This window comes from Dyella marensis, from assembly GCF_900112865.1.
Lineage (GTDB): Bacteria > Pseudomonadota > Gammaproteobacteria > Xanthomonadales > Rhodanobacteraceae > Dyella_D > Dyella_D marensis_A.
In genome coordinates this window covers 46,296-65,370 of record NZ_FONH01000013.1, presented here as the reverse complement: position 1 = coordinate 65,370, position 19,075 = coordinate 46,296, and the positions used below count along the sequence as shown (strand labels likewise).

The following is a 19,075-nucleotide window of genomic DNA, read 5'->3' as shown; positions in this document are numbered from 1 at the left end:
CGCTGGCGCGCCTTGGCACTGGCTTTGTCGGGAGCATTGGCCATGACGGCGATGGCGCAAGCCTCGGAAGAGCTGCGCCCGTCGCCCGTCGGATTCCAGGTCGCGCAAGGCACGGTGACGGTGCATTACCTGTCGCCGGATATCGTCAGGCTTTCCTTCGTGCCGAAAGACGGCGCGCCTGCGCCACCCACGGTGGTGATCGATCCCGCGCTCGACAGCGAGACATCGGGCGGCTCCGACCCGTCGTTGCGTGGGGCCGTGCGCGATGGCGCATGGGTCGTGCAGCGCGATGGGCGCGTGCTGTTGAGTATCGATCTGGCCGCGCTGGGCCGTGGCGAAGTACAGGCGCGCCACGCCGCGACCGACCCGCTGTATGGCATCCACGGCTATGGCGCCTTCGAGCGCGCCGACGGCGGCCTGCAGCGCAACGGCAAGCAGGTGGCCAAAGCCGGCGAGCAAGGCAATGCCGGTGCGCCTTTCGTCTGGAGCACGGCCGGCTACGGCCTGCTGGCCGACGCCGAAGGCGCTAGTTTCGATCTGGATGGCGGCAAGCTGCGCGTGCGTGGCCGCCAGGGTCAGGCCATCGGCGACGTCTATGTGTTCATTGGCGAACCCAAGGCGATCTTCGCCGCGCTGGCGCGGGTCAGCGGCCGCTCGCCGCTGTTCCCGAAATGGGCGATGGGCTTCACCAACAGCCAGTGGGGCATCGACCAGCGCGAGTTGCTGCAGTTGGTCGATACCTATCGCGAAAACCACATTCCGATCGACAACTTCACCCTGGACTTCGACTGGAAAGCCTGGGGCGCCGACCCGTACGGCGAGTTCCGCTGGAACCCCGACAAGTTCCCGGGCGGTTCCGACGGCAGCCTCAAGACCATGCTCGACGCCAAGGGCATGCACCTGACCGGCATCATGAAACCGCGCCTGCATGTGGACACGGCCGAGGGCCGCTATGCCACCGAGCACGGCCTGTGGGCCGCGAAGAGCAAGGCGGCGCCGGATTATTTCTCGCACCAGACCGTGCGCGACCTGGATTTCGACCGGCCCGCGGCCCGCGCGTGGTTCTTCAACGACGCCCTCAAGCATTCCTTCGACACTGGCATGGCCGGCTGGTGGAACGACGAGGCGGATACGCTGGACAGCGACACGCAGTTCCTCAACATGCAGCGTGCGCTGTACGACGGCCAGCGCGCCTACGGCAACCGGCGCGTGTGGTCGATCAACCGCAACTTCTATCTGGGCTCGCAGCGCTACGCCTACGGCCTGTGGTCGGGCGACATCGCCACCGGCTTCGCCAGCATGAAGGCGCAGCGGCAGCGCATGCTCAGCGCGATCAATGCCGGCGCGATGCAATGGGGCATGGATGGCGGCGGTTTCCAGAAAAGCAGCAAGCAGGCCGATCCCGTCACCGGCGGTTTGACGCCGGAGAACTACGCGCGCTGGATCCAGTTCGGCGCGTTCACGCCGATCTTCCGCGTGCATGGCGAGCTGGGTATCAAGCGCCAGCCCTGGATCTACGGGCCGGTGGCGGAAAAGGCGGCGACCGCGGCGATCCGCCTGCGCTACGCGCTGCTGCCGTACATCTACAGCTATGAGTACCAGCGCCGCGCCACCGGCGTGGGCCTGGTGCGGCCGCTGCTGTTCGACTGGCCGGACGATGCCAGGGTGCGCGAGGACGTGGACGCCTGGATGTTCGGCGACTATCTGCTGGTGTCGCCGGTGGTGGAGGCGGGGCAGGCGTCGAAGGACATCTATCTGCCGGCGGGGCGTTGGGTCGATTACGCCAGCGGCAAAAGCCACGACGGCGGCCAGACGATCCACTACGCGCTGGACGCGAAGCGCTGGTCGGATCTTCCGTTGTTCGTGCGCGAAGGCGCCATCGTGCCGATGCAGGCGCCGGAGGACTACGTGGGGCAGCATGCGCTGCGCGAACTCGAGGTCGACGTGTTTCCGGCCGACCGGCGCACCAGCTTCCCGTACTACGACGATGATGGCGTCACGTACGGCTACGAGCATGGCGACTACTTCCTGCAGACGCTGGCCGTGCAGCGCACGCAGCAGGGCGTGAGCTTCGAGACGGCCGCGCCGGAAGGGCGCTTCAAGCCGGCTTTGGCCTGGTACGTGGTGAAGATGCATGGCATCGCTGCCGCTGCGGTCAGCAGCGACGGCAAGCCTTTGGGCGAAGCCGCCAGCGAAGAGGCGCTGCGTGCGCGCGATGGCGCGGGCTGGGCGCGCGGCACCGACCGCTTCGGTCCGGTGACCTGGGTGCGCATGCAGGCGGGGCGGGTCGAGCGCATCGCGCTGACACCCGTGCGATGAGCGAAACGCCATCAAAGGCGAAATCCTTCTCCCTCCGGGAGAAGGTGGCGGCAGCCGGATGAGGGTACGGGCGGAGTGGTGCGCCCCACTCCGTCTGTACCCTCACCCCAACCCCTCTCCCGGAGGGAGAGGGGCTTTATGCCGCGACGGAGGGGTTTCACGTGAAAGGGGGTTGTTCCATCCACCGATGAGAGGGGCAACATGAATCGTTCGACTGAAGCGATGCACCGTTCCATGCGCGCCGTCCGCGGCGTCGCGCTCACCGCCCTGGCCTGTGCCTTGCTGGCACTGCCCTGGGCCGCGCAGGCCGCGTCCAATGACAATAACGTCGAATGGAACGGCCTGTTCCACGACCAGGGCCCGCTGTTCGTCGACCACCCCGAGCCCACCTCCGCGCAGACCGTCACGCTCACCTTCCGCAGCTTCAAGGGCGACCTGACCAGCGCCAACATCAAGTACTACGACAGCGCCGACGGCGCCTTCCACTGGGTGGCGATGCACTGGGCCTCGAACGACCCGACGGGCACGTTCGATTACTGGCAGGGCACGGTGCCGGCCAGTTCGTCCGAGAAGTACTACCGCTTCCAGCTCAACGACGGCAGCGCCAGCGCCTGGTACAACGCCGCCGGCACCAGCAGCAGCGAGCCCTCGTCCGGCGATTTCTATCTCATCCCCGGCTTCAAGACGCCGGACTGGATGAAGAACGGCGTGATCTACCAGATCTTCCCGGACCGCTTCTACAACGGCGACACCAGCAACGACGTGCAGACCGGCCAGTACAGCTATGGCGGGCAGTCCACGCAGAAGGTGGCCTGGGGCGGCAGCGTGTTCGCCACCGGCAGCGGCTCCAACAACCTGGTGTTCTTCGGCGGCGACCTGGCCGGCGTGGACCAGAAGCTGGGCTATATCAAGCAGACGCTGGGCGCGAACATCGTCTATCTCAATCCGGTGTTCACCTCGCCGACCAATCACAAGTACGACACCGAGGACTATTACCACGTCGATCCGGCCTTCGGCAGCAATACGACGCTGCAGACGCTGATCGCGGACGTGCATGCCAGCACCAACGGCCCCAAGGGCTATGTGATGCTCGACGGCGTGTTCAACCACACCGGCGATACCAGCCAGTGGTTCGACCGCTACAACTGGTGGAGCACGCAGGGCGCGTACGAGTCCACCTCCAGCACCTGGTACGGCTACTACACCTTCCAGCAGTGGCCCGGCACGTATTCCAGCTTCTACGGCTATTCGACCATGCCCAAGCTGGACTACGGCGCCAGCGGCTCGGCGGTGCGCAACCAGATCTACGGCAGCACCTCGTCGGTGGTCAAGACGTGGTTGTCGTCGCCCTACGGCATCGACGGCTGGCGCCTGGACGCACCGCAGTACATCGACGCCGGCGGCAACAACGGCAGCGACGCCATCAACCACCAGATCATGGCCGAGCTGCGCACGGCGGTGAAAGCGGTGAACGCGAACGCCGAAATCCTCGGCGAGTTCTGGGGCAATGCCAATCCATGGACCGGCAACGGCAAGGAATGGGATAGCGCACTCAACTATGACGGCTTCACCCAACCTGTATCGGAATGGATCACCGGATATGACTACAGCGGCAACGCCGCCTCGATTCCCGCCAGCCAGTTCGACAGCTGGCTGCACGGCACCCGCGCCAACTACCCGGGCAACGTGCAGCAGACCATGGCCAATTTCCTCAGCAGCCATGACATCCAGCGCTTTGCACAGCGTGCCGGCGGCGATATCTGGAAGACCTACCTGGCGCTGATCTTCCAGATGACTTACGTGGGCACGCCGACCATCTACTACGGCGACGAATACGGCATGCAGGGCGGCAACGATCCTGACAATCGCCGGACGTTCGACTGGACCCAGGGCAGCACCACCAACGCGGCGGTGGCGTTGACGCAGAAGCTGATCGCGATCCGCAACCAGTACGCGGCGCTGCGCACCGGCTCGTTCATGAGCCTGCTTACGGATGACAGCAACAAGCTGTACGCCTACGGCCGCTTCGATGCGAGCCATCGCGTCGCGGTGGCGCTTAACAATGACAGCACGGCTCATTCGGTCACCGTTCCGGTTTGGCAGCTCAGCATGGCGAACGGCAGCGCCGTCACCGACCTGCTGAGCGGCAACACGTATACGGTGAGCGGCGGCAATGTGGTGGTGTCGGTCAACGGGCACTACGGCGCGATCCTCGCGCAATGACCAGAGGCAGATGACGATGCGGAACGAGCGCAAGGTGTTCGCGTGCTGACGGCGGCACTCCTGGCCGGGATCATGGCCGCCGGACCGGGCGTGGCGGACAGCTGGCGCGACAGGCTGGAATGGCAGGGCAAGGAGGCGGTCGTCACGACCGCCTCCGACGGCAGCTACATGCTGCATGGCCCCTTCGGCGAGCGCCGCATCGGCAAGCAGAAACTGGCGGCGCACACCGCCAGTCCGCTGTTCGACGGCTTGTTCGCCATGGCGCAGGACGATCTGCGGCTGGATTCGGTGCAGGCGATCCGCGACGACGCCTTCGATCATGGCCAGGCGATCCCCTGCGCCTGCTTCGAGACCGGCGAGAAGTGGCATTACGTGTGGACGCGCGATCTCTCGTATGCGGTGGATCTCTCGCTGTGGCGACTGGATCCGGCGCGTGCAAAAGCCTCGCTGCGCTTCAAGCTCTCCGACGTGCGCGCACCGGGCGTGCCGGATGGGTTGTACGTGATGCAGGACACCGGTTCCGGCGGCAGCTGGCCGATCAGCACGGATCGCGTGGTGTGGTTCCTCGGCGCGCGGCATCTGCTCAGCGACCCAGCTTTTGCCGACGAGACCTGGCGCGCGTTGCTGGACACGCTGGCGCAGGAGCGGCGCTACGTCTTCGACGCCTCCGTGGGCCTGTACCGCGGGGAGACTTCGTTCCTCGACTGGCGCGAGCAGACCTATCCGGAGTGGACCAGGAACAACGTGGCCTTCATCGGGCAATCGTTCTCGCTGTCGACCAACGTGCTGCACTACGAAGCGTTGCGCCTGGCGGCGAAGCTGGCGCCGCGGCGCGGCGAATCGGCGGCGACCTACGAGATGCAGGCCGATGCGCTGAAGCAGGCGATCAATGCGCACTTCTGGCGTGCCGATCGCGGCATGTACATGAGCTACATCGGCGGCGTGGATCATCCGGCGCCGTACGAAGCCTACGACCTGCTCGGCCTGTCGCTGGCGATCACCAGCGGCGTGGCCGATCTCGCGCGGGCGCGCCAGGCGCTGGCGGCTTATCCGACCTGGGCGGCCGGCAGCCCGGTGATCTGGCCGGAGCGCAAGGACCAGCCGATCTACCACAACCGCGCGATCTGGCCCTTCGTCAGCGCCTATGCGCTGCGCGCGGCGCGTGCGGTCGACGATCCGGCGCGCATCGAGCATGAATTGCGCTCGCTGATGCGCGGTGCCGCGCTGGCCGGCTCCAACATGGAGAACTTCGAGCTCGCCACGCAGGCGGTGCATGTCGACGAAGGTCCGCTCAGCGGGCCGGTGGTCGATTCGCCGCGGCAGCTGTGGTCGGTGGGCGGTTACCTGGACATGGTGATCCAGGGCGTGTTCGGACTGGGCGAGGACGGCAAGGTCACGCCGAAGTTGCCGGTGGCGCTGGTGCCGATGCTGTTCGGCGACGGGCAGCGCATCAGCCTGAGCCTGGCCGACCAGGAGATCGTGCTGGTGCGGCCGTCCACGCTGGACGGCAACCTGCTGGTGACCGGCAGCGAGAGGCGCGACGGCAAGCGCATCGAGATCGCCCTGAAGGCGGTGAAGATCGATGCCCCGCCGCTGCGCCGCGATGCGCCGCTGTACGCCCCCGCCACGCCGGATGCGCCCAAGGTGAAGGCCGACGGCAAGCGCTGGCGCATCCAGGCGGATGGCGAGCTGGTGCTTTACGTCAATGGCGGGCGGCACGGCACCGTGCGCGATGCGCAGATCGAGCGCACCGCCGCGCAACAGTGCTTCAGCCTGACCCGGGTGGACGAACACGGCATCGAATCGCTGCACAGCGCCGCGGTGTGCCGGGGCGAGGAAGCGCGCATCGGCGGCGCCTGGCCGCGTGCGTGGACGGCGCCGTCCAGCGGCCGCTTCGAGCTTTCGCTGGAATACGCCAACGACCACGGCCCGATCAACACCGGCATCACCGCCGCCGTGCAGGTCGCCACCGTCAGTTGCGAAGGCGTGCCGGCGCAATCCCTGGTACTGGTGCTGCCGCACAGCGCGGGGCGGCAACGCTCCACCCGCGGCAGCTTCGCCGCCAGGCAGGGCCAGCCTTGCAAGGTGGAGCTGGCGCCGGGCTTCAACATGTCGTACCTGGCCCACTTCGCCCATTACACCGGCGGGCAGGGCGGTGACGGCGGACCGCTGAATCGGGCCGAGGTCGGCGATATGCTGATCGTTCCTCTGGCGCCCGGAAGCACCGCCCCATGACCTTGAGCAGGACGAACGGAAAACCCGCGCTGACGTTCTGGCAGATCTGGAACATGTGTTTCGGCTTTCTCGGCATCCAGTTCGGCTTCGCGCTGCAGAACGCCAACGTCAGCCGCATCTTCCAGACCCTGGGCGCCGATGTCGGCGACATTCCCATGCTGTGGGTAGCGGCGCCGCTGTCGGGGCTGATCGTGCAGCCGATCGTCGGCTACCTGTCCGACCGCACCTGGACGGGGCTGGGCCGGCGCCGTCCGTATTTCCTGGTCGGCGCGGTGCTGGCCACGCTGGGCCTGCTGTGGATGCCCAATGCGCCCGCGCTATGGGTGGCCGCGGGACTGCTGTGGATCCTGGACGCCTCGATCAATGTGTCGATGGAGCCGTTCCGCGCCTTCGTCGGCGACCAGCTGCCGCCGCGCCAGCGGCCGCTGGGCTATGCCATGCAGAGCTTTTTCATCGGCCTGGGCGCGGTGGTGGCCTCGGCGCTGCCGTGGATCCTGGAGCGCCTGGGCGTGAGCAATGCGCCGGGCGTCAGCGGCATCCCGGATACCGTGCGCTACGCCTTCTATGCCGGTGGCGCGGTGCTGCTCGGCTCGGTGCTGTGGACGGTGTGCTCGACGCGCGAATACCCGCCCGAGACGCTGGCAGCGTTCGACCACGCGCCGGTGGAGGAGACGGCGGTCGATCGCCCCGCCGCGTCGCGCTGGGGCCTGCTGTGGCTGGCGGCCGGCCTGGCGCTGACTGCGGTGGTGGCATTCATGCGGCTGGAGAAGGAGCTGTACCTGCTGACCGGCGGCATGAGCGTGTTCGGCGTGGCGCTGCTGTGGCTGGGCCGCACGGCCAGCCGCGGTCCGGCCGCGCAGGTGCTGGGCGACCTGTTCGGCATGCCCGAGGCGATGCGCCGGCTGGCCTGGGTGCAGCTGTTCTCGTGGTTCGCGCTGTTCGCGATGTGGATCTACACCACGGCGGGCGTGACCCAGGTGCACTACGGCAGCAGCGATCCGCATTCGGCCGCCTATAACGAAGGCGCCAACTGGGTCGGCGTGCTGTTCGCCGCCTACAACGGCTTCGCCGCGCTGGCGGCGATCGTGATCCCCTGGATGGTGCGGCGCTGGGGCATCCGCATCAGCCACCTGGTCAACGTATGGCTGGGCGGCGCGGGCTTCTTGTCCTTCCTGCTGATCCACGACCCGCGCTGGCTGCTGCTGTCGATGGTCGGCGTGGGCTTCGCCTGGGCCTCGATCCTGTCGCTGCCTTATGCGCTGCTGTCGGACAACCTGCCGGCGCACAAGATGGGCGTCTATATGGGGATCTTCAATTTTTTCGTGGTGATTCCGCAGTTGCTGGCGGCGAGCGTGTTGGGGCTGCTGCTGCGGGCGTTCTTCCACGGCCAGCCGATTTATGCGCTGGTGCTGGGCGGGGCGAGCCTGTTTGTGTCCGGGCTGTGCGTGCTGCGCGTGCGCGAGCCAAGTGCGTGCGGCGTAGCGGCGTAGGTTGGGGTGAGCCGCCGGCGAACCCCAACGTTGCGACGACGCCAATCGTCCGTTGGGGTTCGCCGGCGGCTCACCCCAACCTACGTCGGTCGTGCGGTCAGTGCCCGCGCAAGCTGGATTTCCTGACCACCAGCTTCACCGGCAGCATCCCGCTCTGTGCCGGCTCGTCGCGGATCAGGCGCAACAAGTTGTCCACCAGTGCCTCGCCCGCCTGGCGCGTGTCCTGCCGCACCGTGGTCAACTGCGGGTTGACGAAGCTGGCCATGGGGATGTCGTCGAAGCCGGCCACGGCGACGTCGCCCGGAATGCTCAGTCCATGGTCGGCCAGCGCGCGCATGGCGCCGATGGCGATCAGGTCGCTGGCGGCGAAGATCGCATCGAACTTCGCAGCGCGCGCCAGCAGCGTTTCCAGCGCGGTATAGCCGGACTGCTCGGTGCTTTCGCCGTTGACCTGCAACGCGGGATCGACGGCCAGGCCGGATTTCTCCAGCACGTCGGCATAGCCGCGGTAGCGGTCGAAGAATTCCGGGTAATGGCTGGAGGCGTCGCCCAGGAAGGCGATGCGCCGGCAGCCCTGAGCCAGCAGGTGGGTAGTGATGTCCTGGCCGCCGCGGAAGTTGTCGCAGCCGATCGAGACATCCGGCTGGTCCGGCAGCACCGCGCCCCAGCGCACGCAGTGCGTGCCTTGAGCCACCAGCTTTTCCAGCTTGTCGCGGTAGGCCAGGTAGTCGCCGTAGCCGAGCAGCAGGATGCCGTCGGCCTTGCGGGTGTCGGCGTAGTCGGCGTGCCAGTCGTGCGAGAGCTGCTGGAACGAGACCAGCAGGTCGTAGCCGCGCTGGGCGCAGGCGCGGGTGATCGAGCCGAGCATCGACAGGAAGAACGGGTTGATGTGCGAGTCGTCCGCGGTGGGGTCCTCGAACAGAAGCAGGGCCAGCGTGCCGGAGTGGCGGGTGCGCAGGTTGGAAGCGTTCTTGTCGACCTTGTACTTGAGCTGGCTGGCCGCCTCCTCGATGCGCAGGCGCGTTTCCTCGCTCACCAGCGGACTGCCGCGCAGGGCGCGCGACACGGTCGACTGGGAGACACCCGCCAGGTGGGCGATGTCGAAGGAAGTGGCTTTGCCTTTCTTCTGCACGTGGCGCGACCTTCTGCTCGTCCGGCGGACGCAGGGGCCGGGTCAGGCGGGGATGCTAGCCGCTTTGGGCTTACGGCGTCTTTTCGCCGGGGGAAAAAAGAAAGCCCCGAGGGTTAGGGGGGAACCCTCGGGGCGTGGCTGCGGATCCCAGGGGAAGGTCCGCCTTGCCGATGGCTCATCCAGGGAGGTGGTGAGCCGCGGACGCCGTTGCGTACGTCCGTGTCTATAGAACGTCCTTGGCCGGAAAAGTTGCAGCAAGATTCCGGAAAAAATTCATTGGCGGTTCATTTGGAAATTCCAAATGCCGCGAAAGCTCAGTGCGCCTCGTCCCAGTTGGCGCCGACGCCGGCCTCGACCAGCAGCGGCACGCGCAATTCGGCGGCGCCGGACATGCGTGCGACCACCGCGGCGCGCACTTCGTCGACGGCGTCCTCGTGCACCTCGAACACCAGTTCGTCGTGCACCTGCATCAGCATGTGCGCGTCGTCGCGGCCCTTCAACCAGGCAGCCACTGAGATCATCGCGCGCTTGATGATGTCGGCCGCGCTGCCTTGCATCGGCGCGTTCACCGCCGCGCGCTCGGCGCCGGCGCGCAACGCCTGGTTGCGGTTAGTGAGGTTCTCCAGGTACAGGCGGCGGCCGAAGATGGTCTCGACGTAGCCGTCGCGGTGCGCCTGCTCGCGCGTGGCGTCCATGAAGGCGTGCACGCCGGGATAGCGGGCGAAGTAGCGCGCCATGTAGTCGCTGGCCTCGCCGCGGTCCACGCCGAGCTGGCGCGCCAGGCCGAACGCGCTCATGCCGTACATCAGGCCGAAGTTGATCGCCTTGGCCGCGCGGCGCTGGTTGGCGCTGACTTCTTCCGGCGCCAGCCCGAACACCTCGGCGGCGGTGGCGCGATGCACGTCGCCGCCTTCCTGGAACGCGCGCATCAGGCCTTCGTCGCCGGACAGGTGGGCCATGATGCGCAGCTCGATCTGCGAGTAGTCCGCCGCCATCACCTTCCAGCCCGGCGGCGCGATGAAGGCTTGGCGGATGCGCCGGCCTTCCTCGGTGCGCACCGGGATGTTCTGCAGGTTGGGATCGGACGAGGACACGCGTCCCGTGGCCACCGCGCCCTGGTGATAGCTGGTGTGCACGCGGCCGGTGCGCGGGTTGACGATCTCGGCCAGCTTCTCGGTATAGGTGGAGCGCAGCTTGGCCAGGCCGCGGTAGTCGAGGATCAGACGCGGCAGCGGATGCTCGTCGGCGATCGCTTCCAGCGCTTCCTCGTTGGTGGAGGGCTGGCCGGTCGGCGTGCGCAGCTTGGCCGGCAGGCCCAGTTCGTCGAACAGCACGCTCTGCAACTGCTTGGGCGAGTCCAGGCTGAAGTCGTGGCCGGCCGTCTTCCATGCCTGCTGCTGCAGCTCGAGCATGCGCTTGCCCAGCTGCTGGCTCTGCAGGCGCAGGCTCGCCACGTCGATCAGCACGCCGCGCTGCTCCATGCCGGCGAGCACCGGCACCAGCGGGATCTCGATGTCCTCGTACACGCTGCGCAGCCGCGGCACGTGTTCGAGCAGCGGCCACAGCGCGCGGTGCAGGCGCAGAGTGATGTCGGCGTCCTCGGCGGCGTAGCGGCAGGCGGTATCCAGGTCCACCTGCGAGAAGGAAATCTGCTTGGCGCCCTTGCCGGCGACTTCTTCGTACTTGACCGTTTCGTAGCCGAGGTATTTGCGCGCCAGCGAATCCATGTCGTGCCGCGTGGCGGTGGCGTTCCACACGTAGGACTCGAGCATCGAATCGTGCTTGAGCCCCTGCAGCACGATGCCGTAGTGCGACAGCATGTTGATGTCGTACTTGGCGTGCTGGCCGAGCTTGGGCCGCGCAGGATCCTCGAAGATCGGCTTGAGCTTCGCCAGCACCAGCTCGCGCGGCAGCTGCGCGGGTGCGCCGGGAAAGTCGTGGGCCACCGGGATGTAGCAGGCCTCGCCGGTTTCCACCGCCAGGCTCAGGCCCACGATGTCGGCGCGCATCGCATCGATGCTGGTGGTCTCGGTGTCGAAGGCGATCAGTTCGGCGCTGCGCAGCTTGTCCACCCAGGCGTCGAGCTGCGCCTCGGTGGCGACCAGTTCGTAGCGGCCCGGTCCGCTGAGATCGTCCGCGGGTTGCGCCGGTGCAACAGCCGGCGCGGCGGTCGGAACGGGCGCGGCGGCCGCGGACTCGCCGCCTTCCAGTTCCTTCAGCGCGGCCTTGAACTCGTAGCGCGTATACAGCTCGCGCAGCTTGTCGGCGTCGCGCTCGCGCAGCTTCAGCGCTTCGACGCCCTGTTCCAGCGGCACGTCCAGGCGCACGGTGACCAGTTCGCGCGACAGCGGCAGCTGCGGCAGCGCCGCGCGCAGGCTCTCGCCGATCTTGCCGCCGACCTTGTCGGCGTTGGCGATCACGCCGTCGAGCGAGCCGTACTCGGCCAGCCACTTCGCCGCCGTCTTGGGGCCGCACTTGGGCACGCCGGGTACGTTGTCCACCGAGTCGCCGACCAGGGTGAGGTAGTCGATGATCTGCTCCGGCCGCACGCCGAACTTCTCCATCACGCCGGCGTCGTCCATGGTGGTGTTGGTCATGGTGTTGACCAGGGTGACGCCGGGGCGCACCAGCTGCGCGAGGTCCTTGTCGCCGGTGGAGATCTCCACCTCGATGCCGCGCGCATGCGCCTGCACCGCCAGCGTGCCGATCACGTCGTCCGCTTCCACGCCGGTCACGCGCAGGATCGGAAAGCCGAGCGCACTCACGATGGCGAGCATCGGCTCGACCTGCGCGCCGAGATCCTGCGGCATCGGCGGGCGGTTGGCCTTGTACTGGTCGTACATGGCGTCGCGGAAGGTGGGGCCGGGCGCATCGCTGACGAAGGCCACGTATTCCGGCCTGGCCTTCAACGTGGAGCGCAGCATGTTGACCACGCCGAACAGCGCGCCGGTGGGCTCGCCCTGCGCATTGGTCAGCGGAGGCAGCGCGTGGAAGGCGCGATACAGATACGAGGAGCCGTCGATGAGGATGAGCTTGGACATGGACGCCACGGAAGCCTTGGAAAGGGGAGGCGGCCGCACGCCATGCGGGGCGAGCGCCGGCCGAAGGGAAGGGCCGAGTGTAGCGCCGATGCGCCGTGTTGCCGCGCTTCACGGAGCGGCATGGCCCCGCTGCTATGCTCGGCGCTTCGCGAGGAGATCGATCATGAAGCCTGCCGTCCTGTTCATTGCCCTGGGTGTGTTCGCCGCCGCGCCGGTGTTCGCGCAATCGGCCCAGTCCCTGCCGCCGGCACCGCCGCCGCCGGGCATGAACGACCCGGGCGTCAAGGCCACCCAGCCGGCCAGGCCGGCCACCGCGCAGAGCGCCGCCAAGGCGCCCGCCACCAAGCCCGGCACCAAGGGCGACGAAGCGCCGCAGATCACCGAGTGCAGCAAGGACGACAGCACCATCCAGGAATACCGCCGCAGCGGCGCGCTGTACCAGGTCGTGGTCAAGCCCAAGGTCGGTCCCGAGCAGGTCTACCTGGTCGATCCCAAGGGCAACTACAGCCAGGTCAGCCAGAGCGGCCCGCGCGAGCCGGTGAAGCCGGTGATGTACAAGGTGCTGGAGTGGGGCAAGAGCCGCCCGGCCGAGGGCGAGCCTTCCTGCGGGTCGTAAGCCCGGCATGAACCTGCGCGAGAGCTGGCTGCTGTTTGCGCTCGGCTCGGCGTTCTTCGCCGCGCTGACCGCGCTGTTCGGCAAGCTCGGCGTGGCGGGGATCAATTCCAACCTCGCCACCTTCATTCGCACCGTGGTGATCCTGCTGGTGACGGCGGGCATCCTCAGCCTGCGCAGCGAGTGGGCGCGGCCGTCGGGATTGTCCTGGCAGACGTGGCTGTTCCTGGTGTTGTCGGGCATCGCCACCGGGCTGTCGTGGCTGTGCTATTACCGCGCGCTGCAGCTGGGGCCGGTGAGCAAGGTGGCGCCGATCGACAAGCTCAGCGTGGCGTTCGTGATCGTGCTCGGCCTGCTGGTGCTGGGCGAGAAGCCGAGCTTGCCGACGTTGATAGGCGGTGCGCTGATCCTGGCGGGTGCGCTGGTAATTGCGATCTTCTGAAACATGTAGGTTGGGGTGAGCCACAGGCGAACCCCAACATTGCGATGCGCTTGACGGTGACGACGTTGGGGTTCGCCTGCGGCTCACCCCAACCTACCCATTTACGCATCGAGCTCGGGGTAGTGCCGGAAGATGCCCATCTCGTTGAATGGAATGCGCCGCGGCGATGCGAGGTACGCGGCGATACGCGGGCGTTCTGCGACGCGTTCGGCCAGCGAGGTCAGCAGCGGCAATTTTTTGCGCATGCGCTTCATCGCCTTGGGAAACGCATAGCCAAGCCCGCTCATCACCTGGAACAGCGAGAGGTCGACATACGAATGCCGGCCCAGTGCGTGGCGGCCGCCGGCCTTGTCCAGCACCTGCTCGAAATAGCCAAGGAACTTCGGCATGCGCTGCGTGCGGAAATCCTCCGCACGTTGCTTCGCTGCAGGGCGCTGGTCTTCGTAATACAGGCCGCCGGCGATCGGATGATGCGTGTCGTGCGCCTCCACCACCAGGTCGGAGATGGTCAGTTCCAGCTGGTGCGCATATAAGCGCGCCGCTTCGCTGTTCGGCACCAGCGCGTGGCGTGGCCCGAGCCAGGACAGGATTTCCGCGGTCTGCGCGATCACCAGGCGGCCCGCCTTGAGGAACGGCGGCGCGAACGGCCGGGCGCCCGGCTTCTCGCCGCGCAGGAACGGCATGATCGCGTCGTCGCCCTGTTCGCGCGCGACGTCGACGTAATCCGCGCCGGCGTCTTCCAATGCCAGGCGCACGAATTCGCCGCGGCCCTGGATGCCGGTCCAGTAGTAGAGCTGGTAGCGCATGGCGGTCTCCTGCGGGGAAACGCCGACGCTAGGCGCGCGCGGCTCAACGCGGCGTGATCTTCCTGCGCGTATCCGGCGCCGGCGCGAGCGTCGCGGCCGTATCGCGGATGCGTTCCCACACCAGCGCCGCCAGCGGCGAGAGCGAGCGATGACGGCGGCGGATCAGGGTGACCGCGCGTTGCACCACCGGCACCAGGGGCCGCGCTACCAATGCGCCGGCCGCCGGCAGCGACAGTTGCGGCGTGATGCTCACGCCCAGGCCAGCCTCCACCATGCGGAACGCGGTGAGTGTGTGTCCCGCCTGCTGCGCGACGTCGGGATCGATGCGCAGCGCGGCCAGCTGGCGGTCGATCAGGCGGCGGCTGCCGGAGGTCTGGTCGAGCAGCACCAGCGGCTGGCCCTTGAGCTTCTTCCACGGCACTTCGGCCAGTGCGGCGAACGGATGATCGGCGCGGCAGACCAGCACGAACGGGTCGTGCAGGATGGTTTCGGTGTCGAAGGACTCGCGATCGGCCGGTTCGATGGCCAGGCCGAAATCCACTTCGCCGCTGCGCACGCTGTCCAGCACCAGGGTCTGCGACTGATCGTGCAACTGCACGGTGAGCTGCGGATAGTCGCGTGCACAGGCGGCGATGCTGGCTGGCATCAATCCCGCGGAAAGGGTCGGCACCGAGGCCACCCGCACCTTGCCGCGCCGCCGCTCGCTTTCCGAATGTACGTGGGCGAGCACGCCTTCCAGTTCGTCCAGTACGCGCTCCACCGCGCCCTGCAGGTAGCGGCCGGCTTCGGTGGGTACGACTTCGCGCGTGTTGCGGTCGAACAGGCGCACGTCCAGCTCGGCTTCCAGGTCGGCGATGTGCCGGCTGATCGCCGGCTGGGTCAGGTGCAGGCTTTCGGCGGCGCGCCGGAAGTGCTGCAGGCGGGCCACGGCGAGGAAGGCGCGGAGCTGGCGCAGGCTGACGTTCATGCAGATATCGTATCAGTGAATAAGATAAAACGATTTGATTTATCAATAGCCAGCCGCTGCAATACGCCGCAGTCCCGCTCGGACCTTCCGCCATGTCGCTCCGTCGCTTCCTTCCCGACCGCTTCACCTGCGCGCTGATCGTCACCGTGGCGCTGGCCACCGTGCTGCCCTGCCGCGGCAGCGCCGCGAGCGTGTTCGAGGTGCTGACCGACGCGGCGATCGCGCTGCTGTTCTTCCTGCACGGCGCCAAGCTGTCGCGCGAGGCGGTGGTCGCCGGCGCCACGCACTGGCGGCTGCACCTGACCGTGCTGGCCAGCACCTTCGCGCTGTTTCCGCTGCTGGGCCTGCTGCTGCGTCCGTTGCTGGCGCCGCTGGTGACGCCGGAGCTGTACCTGGGCGTGCTGTTCCTGTGCGCGCTGCCGTCGACGGTGCAGTCGTCGATCGCCTTTACCTCGATCGCGCGCGGCAACGTCGCCGCGGCGATCTGCTCGGCCTCGGCGTCCAGCCTGCTGGGTATCGTGATCACGCCGCTGCTGGTGGGGCTGATGCTGGAATCGCATGGGCAGGGCGGCATGTCCTGGGATGCGATCGGCTCGATCGTCTTGCAGCTGTTCGTGCCGTTCGTCGCCGGCCAGGTCGCGCAGCGCTGGATCGGCGGCTGGGTGGCGAAGCATCGCGGCCTGGTGTCGTACGTGGACCAGGGCTCGATCCTGCTGGTGGTGTACACCGCTTTCAGCGCGGCGGTGCTGCAGGGCCTGTGGAAGCAGGTGCCGCTGCCGGTGCTGGGCGGCCTGCTGGTGGTGAACGCGGTGCTGCTGGCGATCGCGCTGCTGGTCACGCGCTACGGCGCGCGTGCGCTGGGCTTCGGGCGCGCCGACGAAATCACCATCGTGTTCTGCGGCTCCAAGAAGAGCCTCGCCAGCGGCGTGCCGATGGCCAAGGTGCTGTTCGCCGGCCATCCGCTGGGCGCGATCGTGCTGCCGATCATGCTGTTCCACCAGATCCAGCTGATGACCTGCGCGGTGCTGGCGCGGCGCTATGCGGCGCGGTCGGTGGAGTGGAAGAGCGCTGCGGAGACGCGGCCTTCGTAGGTTGGGGTGAGCCGCAGGCGAAGCCCAACATCGCCACCTTCAAGCGCATCGCATCGTTGGGGTTCGCCTGCGGCTCACCCCAACCTACGCGGGATCAGTGGCGGAAGTGGCGCATGCCGGTGAACACCATTGCCATGCCGTGCTCGTCCGCCGCGGCGATCGTTTCGGCGTCGCGCATGGAGCCACCCGGCTGGATCACCGCGGTGATGCCCGCCTGTGCCGCCGCATCGATGCCGTCGCGGAACGGGAAGAACGCGTCGGACGCCATCACCGAACCGCGCACTTCCAGCTTCTCGTCGGCCGCCTTGATGCCGGCGATGCGCGCGCTGTACACGCGGCTCATCTGGCCGGCGCCGATGCCGATGGTCTGGCGGTCGCGCGCATAGACGATGGCGTTGCTCTTGACGTACTTGGCCACCTTCCAGGCGAAGATCAGGTCGTGGATCTCCGCTTCGGTCGGCGCGCGCTTCGTCACCACCTTGAGGTCTTCCGCGGTGACCATGCCGCGGTCGGCAGTCTGGATCAGCAGGCCCGAGCCCACGCGGCGCACGTCGGCGCCCGGATGCGGGCTGCGCAGATCGCCGTCGGCCGGCGGCGGGATCAGCAGCACGCGCACATTGCCCTTCTTGGCGAAGGCCAGCAGGGCGTCTTCGGCATAGGCCGGCGCCAGCACCACTTCGACGAACTGGCGCTCGACGATGGCGCGCGCGGTGGCGCCGTCCAGCTCGCGGTTGAAGGCGATGATGCCGCCGAAGGCCGAGGTCGGATCGGTCTGGAAGGCCAGGTCGTAGGCGCGGCCCACGCCTTCGAGGCTCACCGCCACGCCGCAGGGATTGGCGTGCTTGACGATCACGCAGGCCGGCTTGGCGAAGCTGCGCACGCATTCCCACGCCGCGTCGGCGTCGGCGATGTTGTTGAACGACAGTTCCTTGCCCTGGATCTGGCGGAACGTGGCCAGCGTGCCCGGCGCGGGATAAAGGTCGCGGTAGAACGCGGCGTGCTGGTGCGGATTCTCGCCGTAGCGCAGGTCCATCAGCTTGACGAAGCGGCCGTTGGCCTGGCCCGAGAACAGATCCTTGCTGGCGATCGCGTCCTGCGTCTCGTTGAGATGGATAGCCGAGAGATAGTCGCTGATCGCCGCGTCGTAGTTGGACACGCGATTGAATGCGGCCACCGCGAGCTTGAAGCGCGTGGCGCGCGACAGGCCGCCCTCGCGTTCGATTTCCTGCAGCGCTTCGTCGTACTGGTCGGGCGAGGTGAGCACGCCGACGTCGTTCCAGTTCTTGGCCGCGGAACGAAGCATGGCCGGGCCGCCGATGTCGATGTTCTCGATGGCCTGCTCCAGCGTGCAGTCCGCGCGCGCCACGGTGGCTTCGAACGGATACAGGTTCAGCACCAGCAGGTCGATCGGTGCGATCTCCAGCTGCGCCATCACCGCATCGTCGGTGCCGCGGCGGCCGAGCAGGCCGCCGTGCACCTTCGGGTGCAGGGTCTTCACGCGGCCGTCCATGATCTCGGGGAAGCCGGTCAGTTCGCTCACGTCCTTGACCGGCAGGCCGGCCTCGCGGATCGCCTTGGCGCTGCCGCCGGTGGAGAGCAGCTCGATGCCCTTGGCGGACAGGCGGCGGGCCAGGTCGATCAGCCCGTGTTTGTCGGAGACGCTGAGCAGGGCGCGGCGGATCGGCGCCGTGGAAGCTGCGGACATGAGGCGGGTTCCTGCGGGAAAGGCGCAATTATAGCGCCGCCGCCCCGGTCCTTGGCGCGCTCAGCGGCGCAGCACCAGATGCAGCAGCGGGAATGGACGGCCGCTCGCGTCCAGCTCCGAGCGGCCGATGCGCACGAAGCCGTAGCGCTCGTAGAAGCGCGTGGCGCCGGGGTTCTGCTCGTTCACGTCCACTGTCCACGGCAGGCGCGGATCGATCGCCAGCACCGCGTCCAGCAACTGCCGGCCGATACCGTGCCGGTGCAGCGAGGGATCGACGAACAGCGCCTCGATATGCCGCGCGGACGTGCCGATGAAACCCGCCACGCGGCCATCGAGCTCGGCGACCTGGACGTCTAGATGGCCAAAGATGCCGGGCAGGAAGCCGCGGAAGAACGCGATGTCTTCCTCGCCGAGGAAATCATGCGTGGCGCGCACGGCCGCCTCCCACAACGCGAGGAGCGCGGCATGGTCGGCTTCGGTCACGGGGCGGATCAGGGCGGAGGACATCCGTGGTCCTTGCGATGCGGCATCGCGCCGCATCGGTTTCACAGCAGGCCGTGCGCGGCCAGCTTCTTGCGCAGGGTGGCGCGATTGATGCCCAGCGCGGTGGCGGCGCGGCTCTGGTTGCCGTCGTGCCAGGCCAGCACTTCGCGCAGCAGAGGTCCTTCCACTTCGCGGATGACGAGCGCATGCAGACCTTCCGCGCACTCCGTGTCGCCGATGTCGGCGAGATAGCGACGGACGGTGCGGGTAACGCATTCGCTCAACGCGCTCTGCGACGAGGACTCCTTGGCGGCCTCGGCAGCAGGCAGTCTGACGGCGTTCACGGACATCTCCCTCACATGACTTCGCGGCGACTGCATGGGTCACCACATGTTGCTTTGGCTGGTACCGCGGGCGGCGGCTCGCATGGAACGCCGGTTGCAGCAGTCGAAGGGGTGAGAGTTTACCCCTGTGTCCCAAGAATTTTAAGTAGCGAGTTTCTTAGGAATCCGTCCGGTTCATTCGGAC

14 protein-coding genes are annotated in these 19,075 nt (G+C 67.6%); 7 read left to right on the top strand and 7 right to left on the bottom strand.

Annotated features, from left to right (window positions below; genetic code table 11):
* The first annotated feature begins 42 nt into the window (after positions 1-42).
* The 4 genes from BM172_RS15670 to BM172_RS15655 all read left to right on the top strand — a co-directional run bounded on the left by BM172_RS15670 (position 43) and on the right by BM172_RS15655 (position 8,267).
* Positions 43-2,319 (top strand): TIM-barrel domain-containing protein, encoded by a 2,277-nt coding sequence (locus BM172_RS15670; RefSeq protein WP_081805143.1) that lies wholly within the window; start codon positions 43-45, stop codon positions 2,317-2,319.
* A 201-nt stretch (positions 2,320-2,520) separates the two neighbouring features.
* Entirely contained in the window at positions 2,521-4,542 is a 2,022-nt protein-coding gene (locus BM172_RS15665; protein ID WP_051548589.1) for a glycoside hydrolase family 13 protein, read from the top strand.
* Between the two features lie 72 nt (positions 4,543-4,614).
* Positions 4,615-6,777, top strand: coding sequence for a glucosidase family protein (locus BM172_RS15660; RefSeq protein ID WP_231504187.1), 2,163 nt, complete (start codon positions 4,615-4,617; stop codon positions 6,775-6,777).
* Positions 6,774-8,267, top strand: coding sequence for an MFS transporter (locus BM172_RS15655; protein WP_026634951.1), 1,494 nt, complete (start codon positions 6,774-6,776; stop codon positions 8,265-8,267). Before BM172_RS15660 ends, BM172_RS15655 begins: the two co-directional genes overlap by 4 nt.
* 97 nt (positions 8,268-8,364) lie before the next feature.
* On the opposite strand, the gene BM172_RS15650 is transcribed toward BM172_RS15655, so the two are convergent.
* Together BM172_RS15650 and polA are read right to left on the bottom strand one after the other, a co-directional pair.
* Positions 8,365-9,399 carry a LacI family DNA-binding transcriptional regulator gene (locus tag BM172_RS15650; RefSeq protein WP_026634950.1) on the bottom strand — a complete coding sequence of 345 codons (1,035 nt, stop codon included), beginning with the start codon at positions 9,397-9,399 and terminating at the stop codon, positions 8,365-8,367.
* A gap of 314 nt (positions 9,400-9,713) precedes the next feature.
* Positions 9,714-12,440, bottom strand: a complete 2,727-nt coding sequence (gene polA, locus BM172_RS15645) for a DNA polymerase I (protein ID WP_026634949.1) — start codon at positions 12,438-12,440, stop codon at positions 9,714-9,716.
* A gap of 163 nt (positions 12,441-12,603) precedes the next feature.
* Here polA and BM172_RS15640 point away from each other — a divergent pair, with 163 nt between their 5' ends.
* Together BM172_RS15640 and BM172_RS15635 are read left to right on the top strand one after the other, a co-directional pair.
* Positions 12,604-13,056, top strand: a complete 453-nt coding sequence (locus BM172_RS15640) for a DUF2782 domain-containing protein (RefSeq protein ID WP_026634948.1) — start codon at positions 12,604-12,606, stop codon at positions 13,054-13,056.
* 7 nt (positions 13,057-13,063) lie between these two features.
* Positions 13,064-13,495, top strand: coding sequence for an EamA family transporter (locus BM172_RS15635; RefSeq protein ID WP_026634947.1), 432 nt, complete (start codon positions 13,064-13,066; stop codon positions 13,493-13,495).
* Between the two features lie 101 nt (positions 13,496-13,596).
* Here the strand turns inward: BM172_RS15635 and BM172_RS15630 are convergent, their stop codons facing one another.
* Together BM172_RS15630 and BM172_RS15625 are read right to left on the bottom strand one after the other, a co-directional pair.
* Positions 13,597-14,301, bottom strand: coding sequence for a glutathione S-transferase (locus tag BM172_RS15630; protein ID WP_026634946.1), 705 nt, complete (start codon positions 14,299-14,301; stop codon positions 13,597-13,599).
* A gap of 43 nt (positions 14,302-14,344) precedes the next feature.
* Positions 14,345-15,268: a LysR family transcriptional regulator gene (locus BM172_RS15625; RefSeq protein ID WP_026634945.1), complete on the bottom strand. Its 924-nt coding sequence runs from the start codon at positions 15,266-15,268 to the stop codon at positions 14,345-14,347.
* 92 nt (positions 15,269-15,360) lie between these two features.
* Here BM172_RS15625 and BM172_RS15620 point away from each other — a divergent pair, with 92 nt between their 5' ends.
* Positions 15,361-16,359, top strand: coding sequence for a bile acid:sodium symporter family protein (locus BM172_RS15620; RefSeq protein WP_026634944.1), 999 nt, complete (start codon positions 15,361-15,363; stop codon positions 16,357-16,359).
* A gap of 94 nt (positions 16,360-16,453) precedes the next feature.
* Here BM172_RS15620 and purH read toward each other — a convergent pair whose 3' ends face one another.
* The 3 genes from purH to BM172_RS15605 are packed head-to-tail and all read right to left on the bottom strand — an operon-like array spanning position 16,454 to position 18,897.
* Complete coding sequence (gene purH / locus BM172_RS15615) at positions 16,454-18,064, bottom strand: bifunctional phosphoribosylaminoimidazolecarboxamide formyltransferase/IMP cyclohydrolase (RefSeq protein WP_026634943.1); 1,611 nt, start codon at positions 18,062-18,064, stop codon at positions 16,454-16,456.
* Positions 18,065-18,124: 60 nt separating this feature from the next.
* The gene (locus BM172_RS15610) at positions 18,125-18,571 is read right to left on the bottom strand and encodes a GNAT family N-acetyltransferase (protein WP_026634942.1); all 447 of its coding nucleotides are present in this window, start codon (positions 18,569-18,571) and stop codon (positions 18,125-18,127) included.
* Between the two features lie 38 nt (positions 18,572-18,609).
* Positions 18,610-18,897: a helix-turn-helix domain-containing protein gene (locus BM172_RS15605; protein ID WP_051548587.1), complete on the bottom strand. Its 288-nt coding sequence runs from the start codon at positions 18,895-18,897 to the stop codon at positions 18,610-18,612.
* Positions 18,898-19,075 lie beyond the last annotated feature (178 nt).

Bases quoted from the DNA above. Each gene is read 5' to 3' on its own strand.
- BM172_RS15670 (WP_081805143.1), top strand. From the start codon at position 43: ATGACGGCGATGGCGCAAGCCTCGGAAGAGCTGCGCCCGTCGCCCGTC.
- BM172_RS15665 (WP_051548589.1), top strand. From the start codon at position 2,521: ATGAATCGTTCGACTGAAGCGATGCACCGTTCCATGCGCGCCGTCCGC.
- BM172_RS15660 (WP_231504187.1), top strand. From the start codon at position 4,615: ATGGCCGCCGGACCGGGCGTGGCGGACAGCTGGCGCGACAGGCTGGAA.
- BM172_RS15655 (WP_026634951.1), top strand. From the start codon at position 6,774: ATGACCTTGAGCAGGACGAACGGAAAACCCGCGCTGACGTTCTGGCAG.
- polA (WP_026634949.1), bottom strand. From the start codon at position 12,440: ATGTCCAAGCTCATCCTCATCGACGGCTCCTCGTATCTGTATCGCGCC.
- BM172_RS15640 (WP_026634948.1), top strand. From the start codon at position 12,604: ATGAAGCCTGCCGTCCTGTTCATTGCCCTGGGTGTGTTCGCCGCCGCG.
- BM172_RS15635 (WP_026634947.1), top strand. From the start codon at position 13,064: ATGAACCTGCGCGAGAGCTGGCTGCTGTTTGCGCTCGGCTCGGCGTTC.
- BM172_RS15630 (WP_026634946.1), bottom strand. From the start codon at position 14,301: ATGCGCTACCAGCTCTACTACTGGACCGGCATCCAGGGCCGCGGCGAA.
- BM172_RS15625 (WP_026634945.1), bottom strand. From the start codon at position 15,268: ATGAACGTCAGCCTGCGCCAGCTCCGCGCCTTCCTCGCCGTGGCCCGC.
- BM172_RS15620 (WP_026634944.1), top strand. From the start codon at position 15,361: ATGTCGCTCCGTCGCTTCCTTCCCGACCGCTTCACCTGCGCGCTGATC.
- purH (WP_026634943.1), bottom strand. From the start codon at position 18,064: ATGTCCGCAGCTTCCACGGCGCCGATCCGCCGCGCCCTGCTCAGCGTC.
- BM172_RS15610 (WP_026634942.1), bottom strand. From the start codon at position 18,571: ATGTCCTCCGCCCTGATCCGCCCCGTGACCGAAGCCGACCATGCCGCG.
- BM172_RS15605 (WP_051548587.1), bottom strand. From the start codon at position 18,897: ATGTCCGTGAACGCCGTCAGACTGCCTGCTGCCGAGGCCGCCAAGGAG.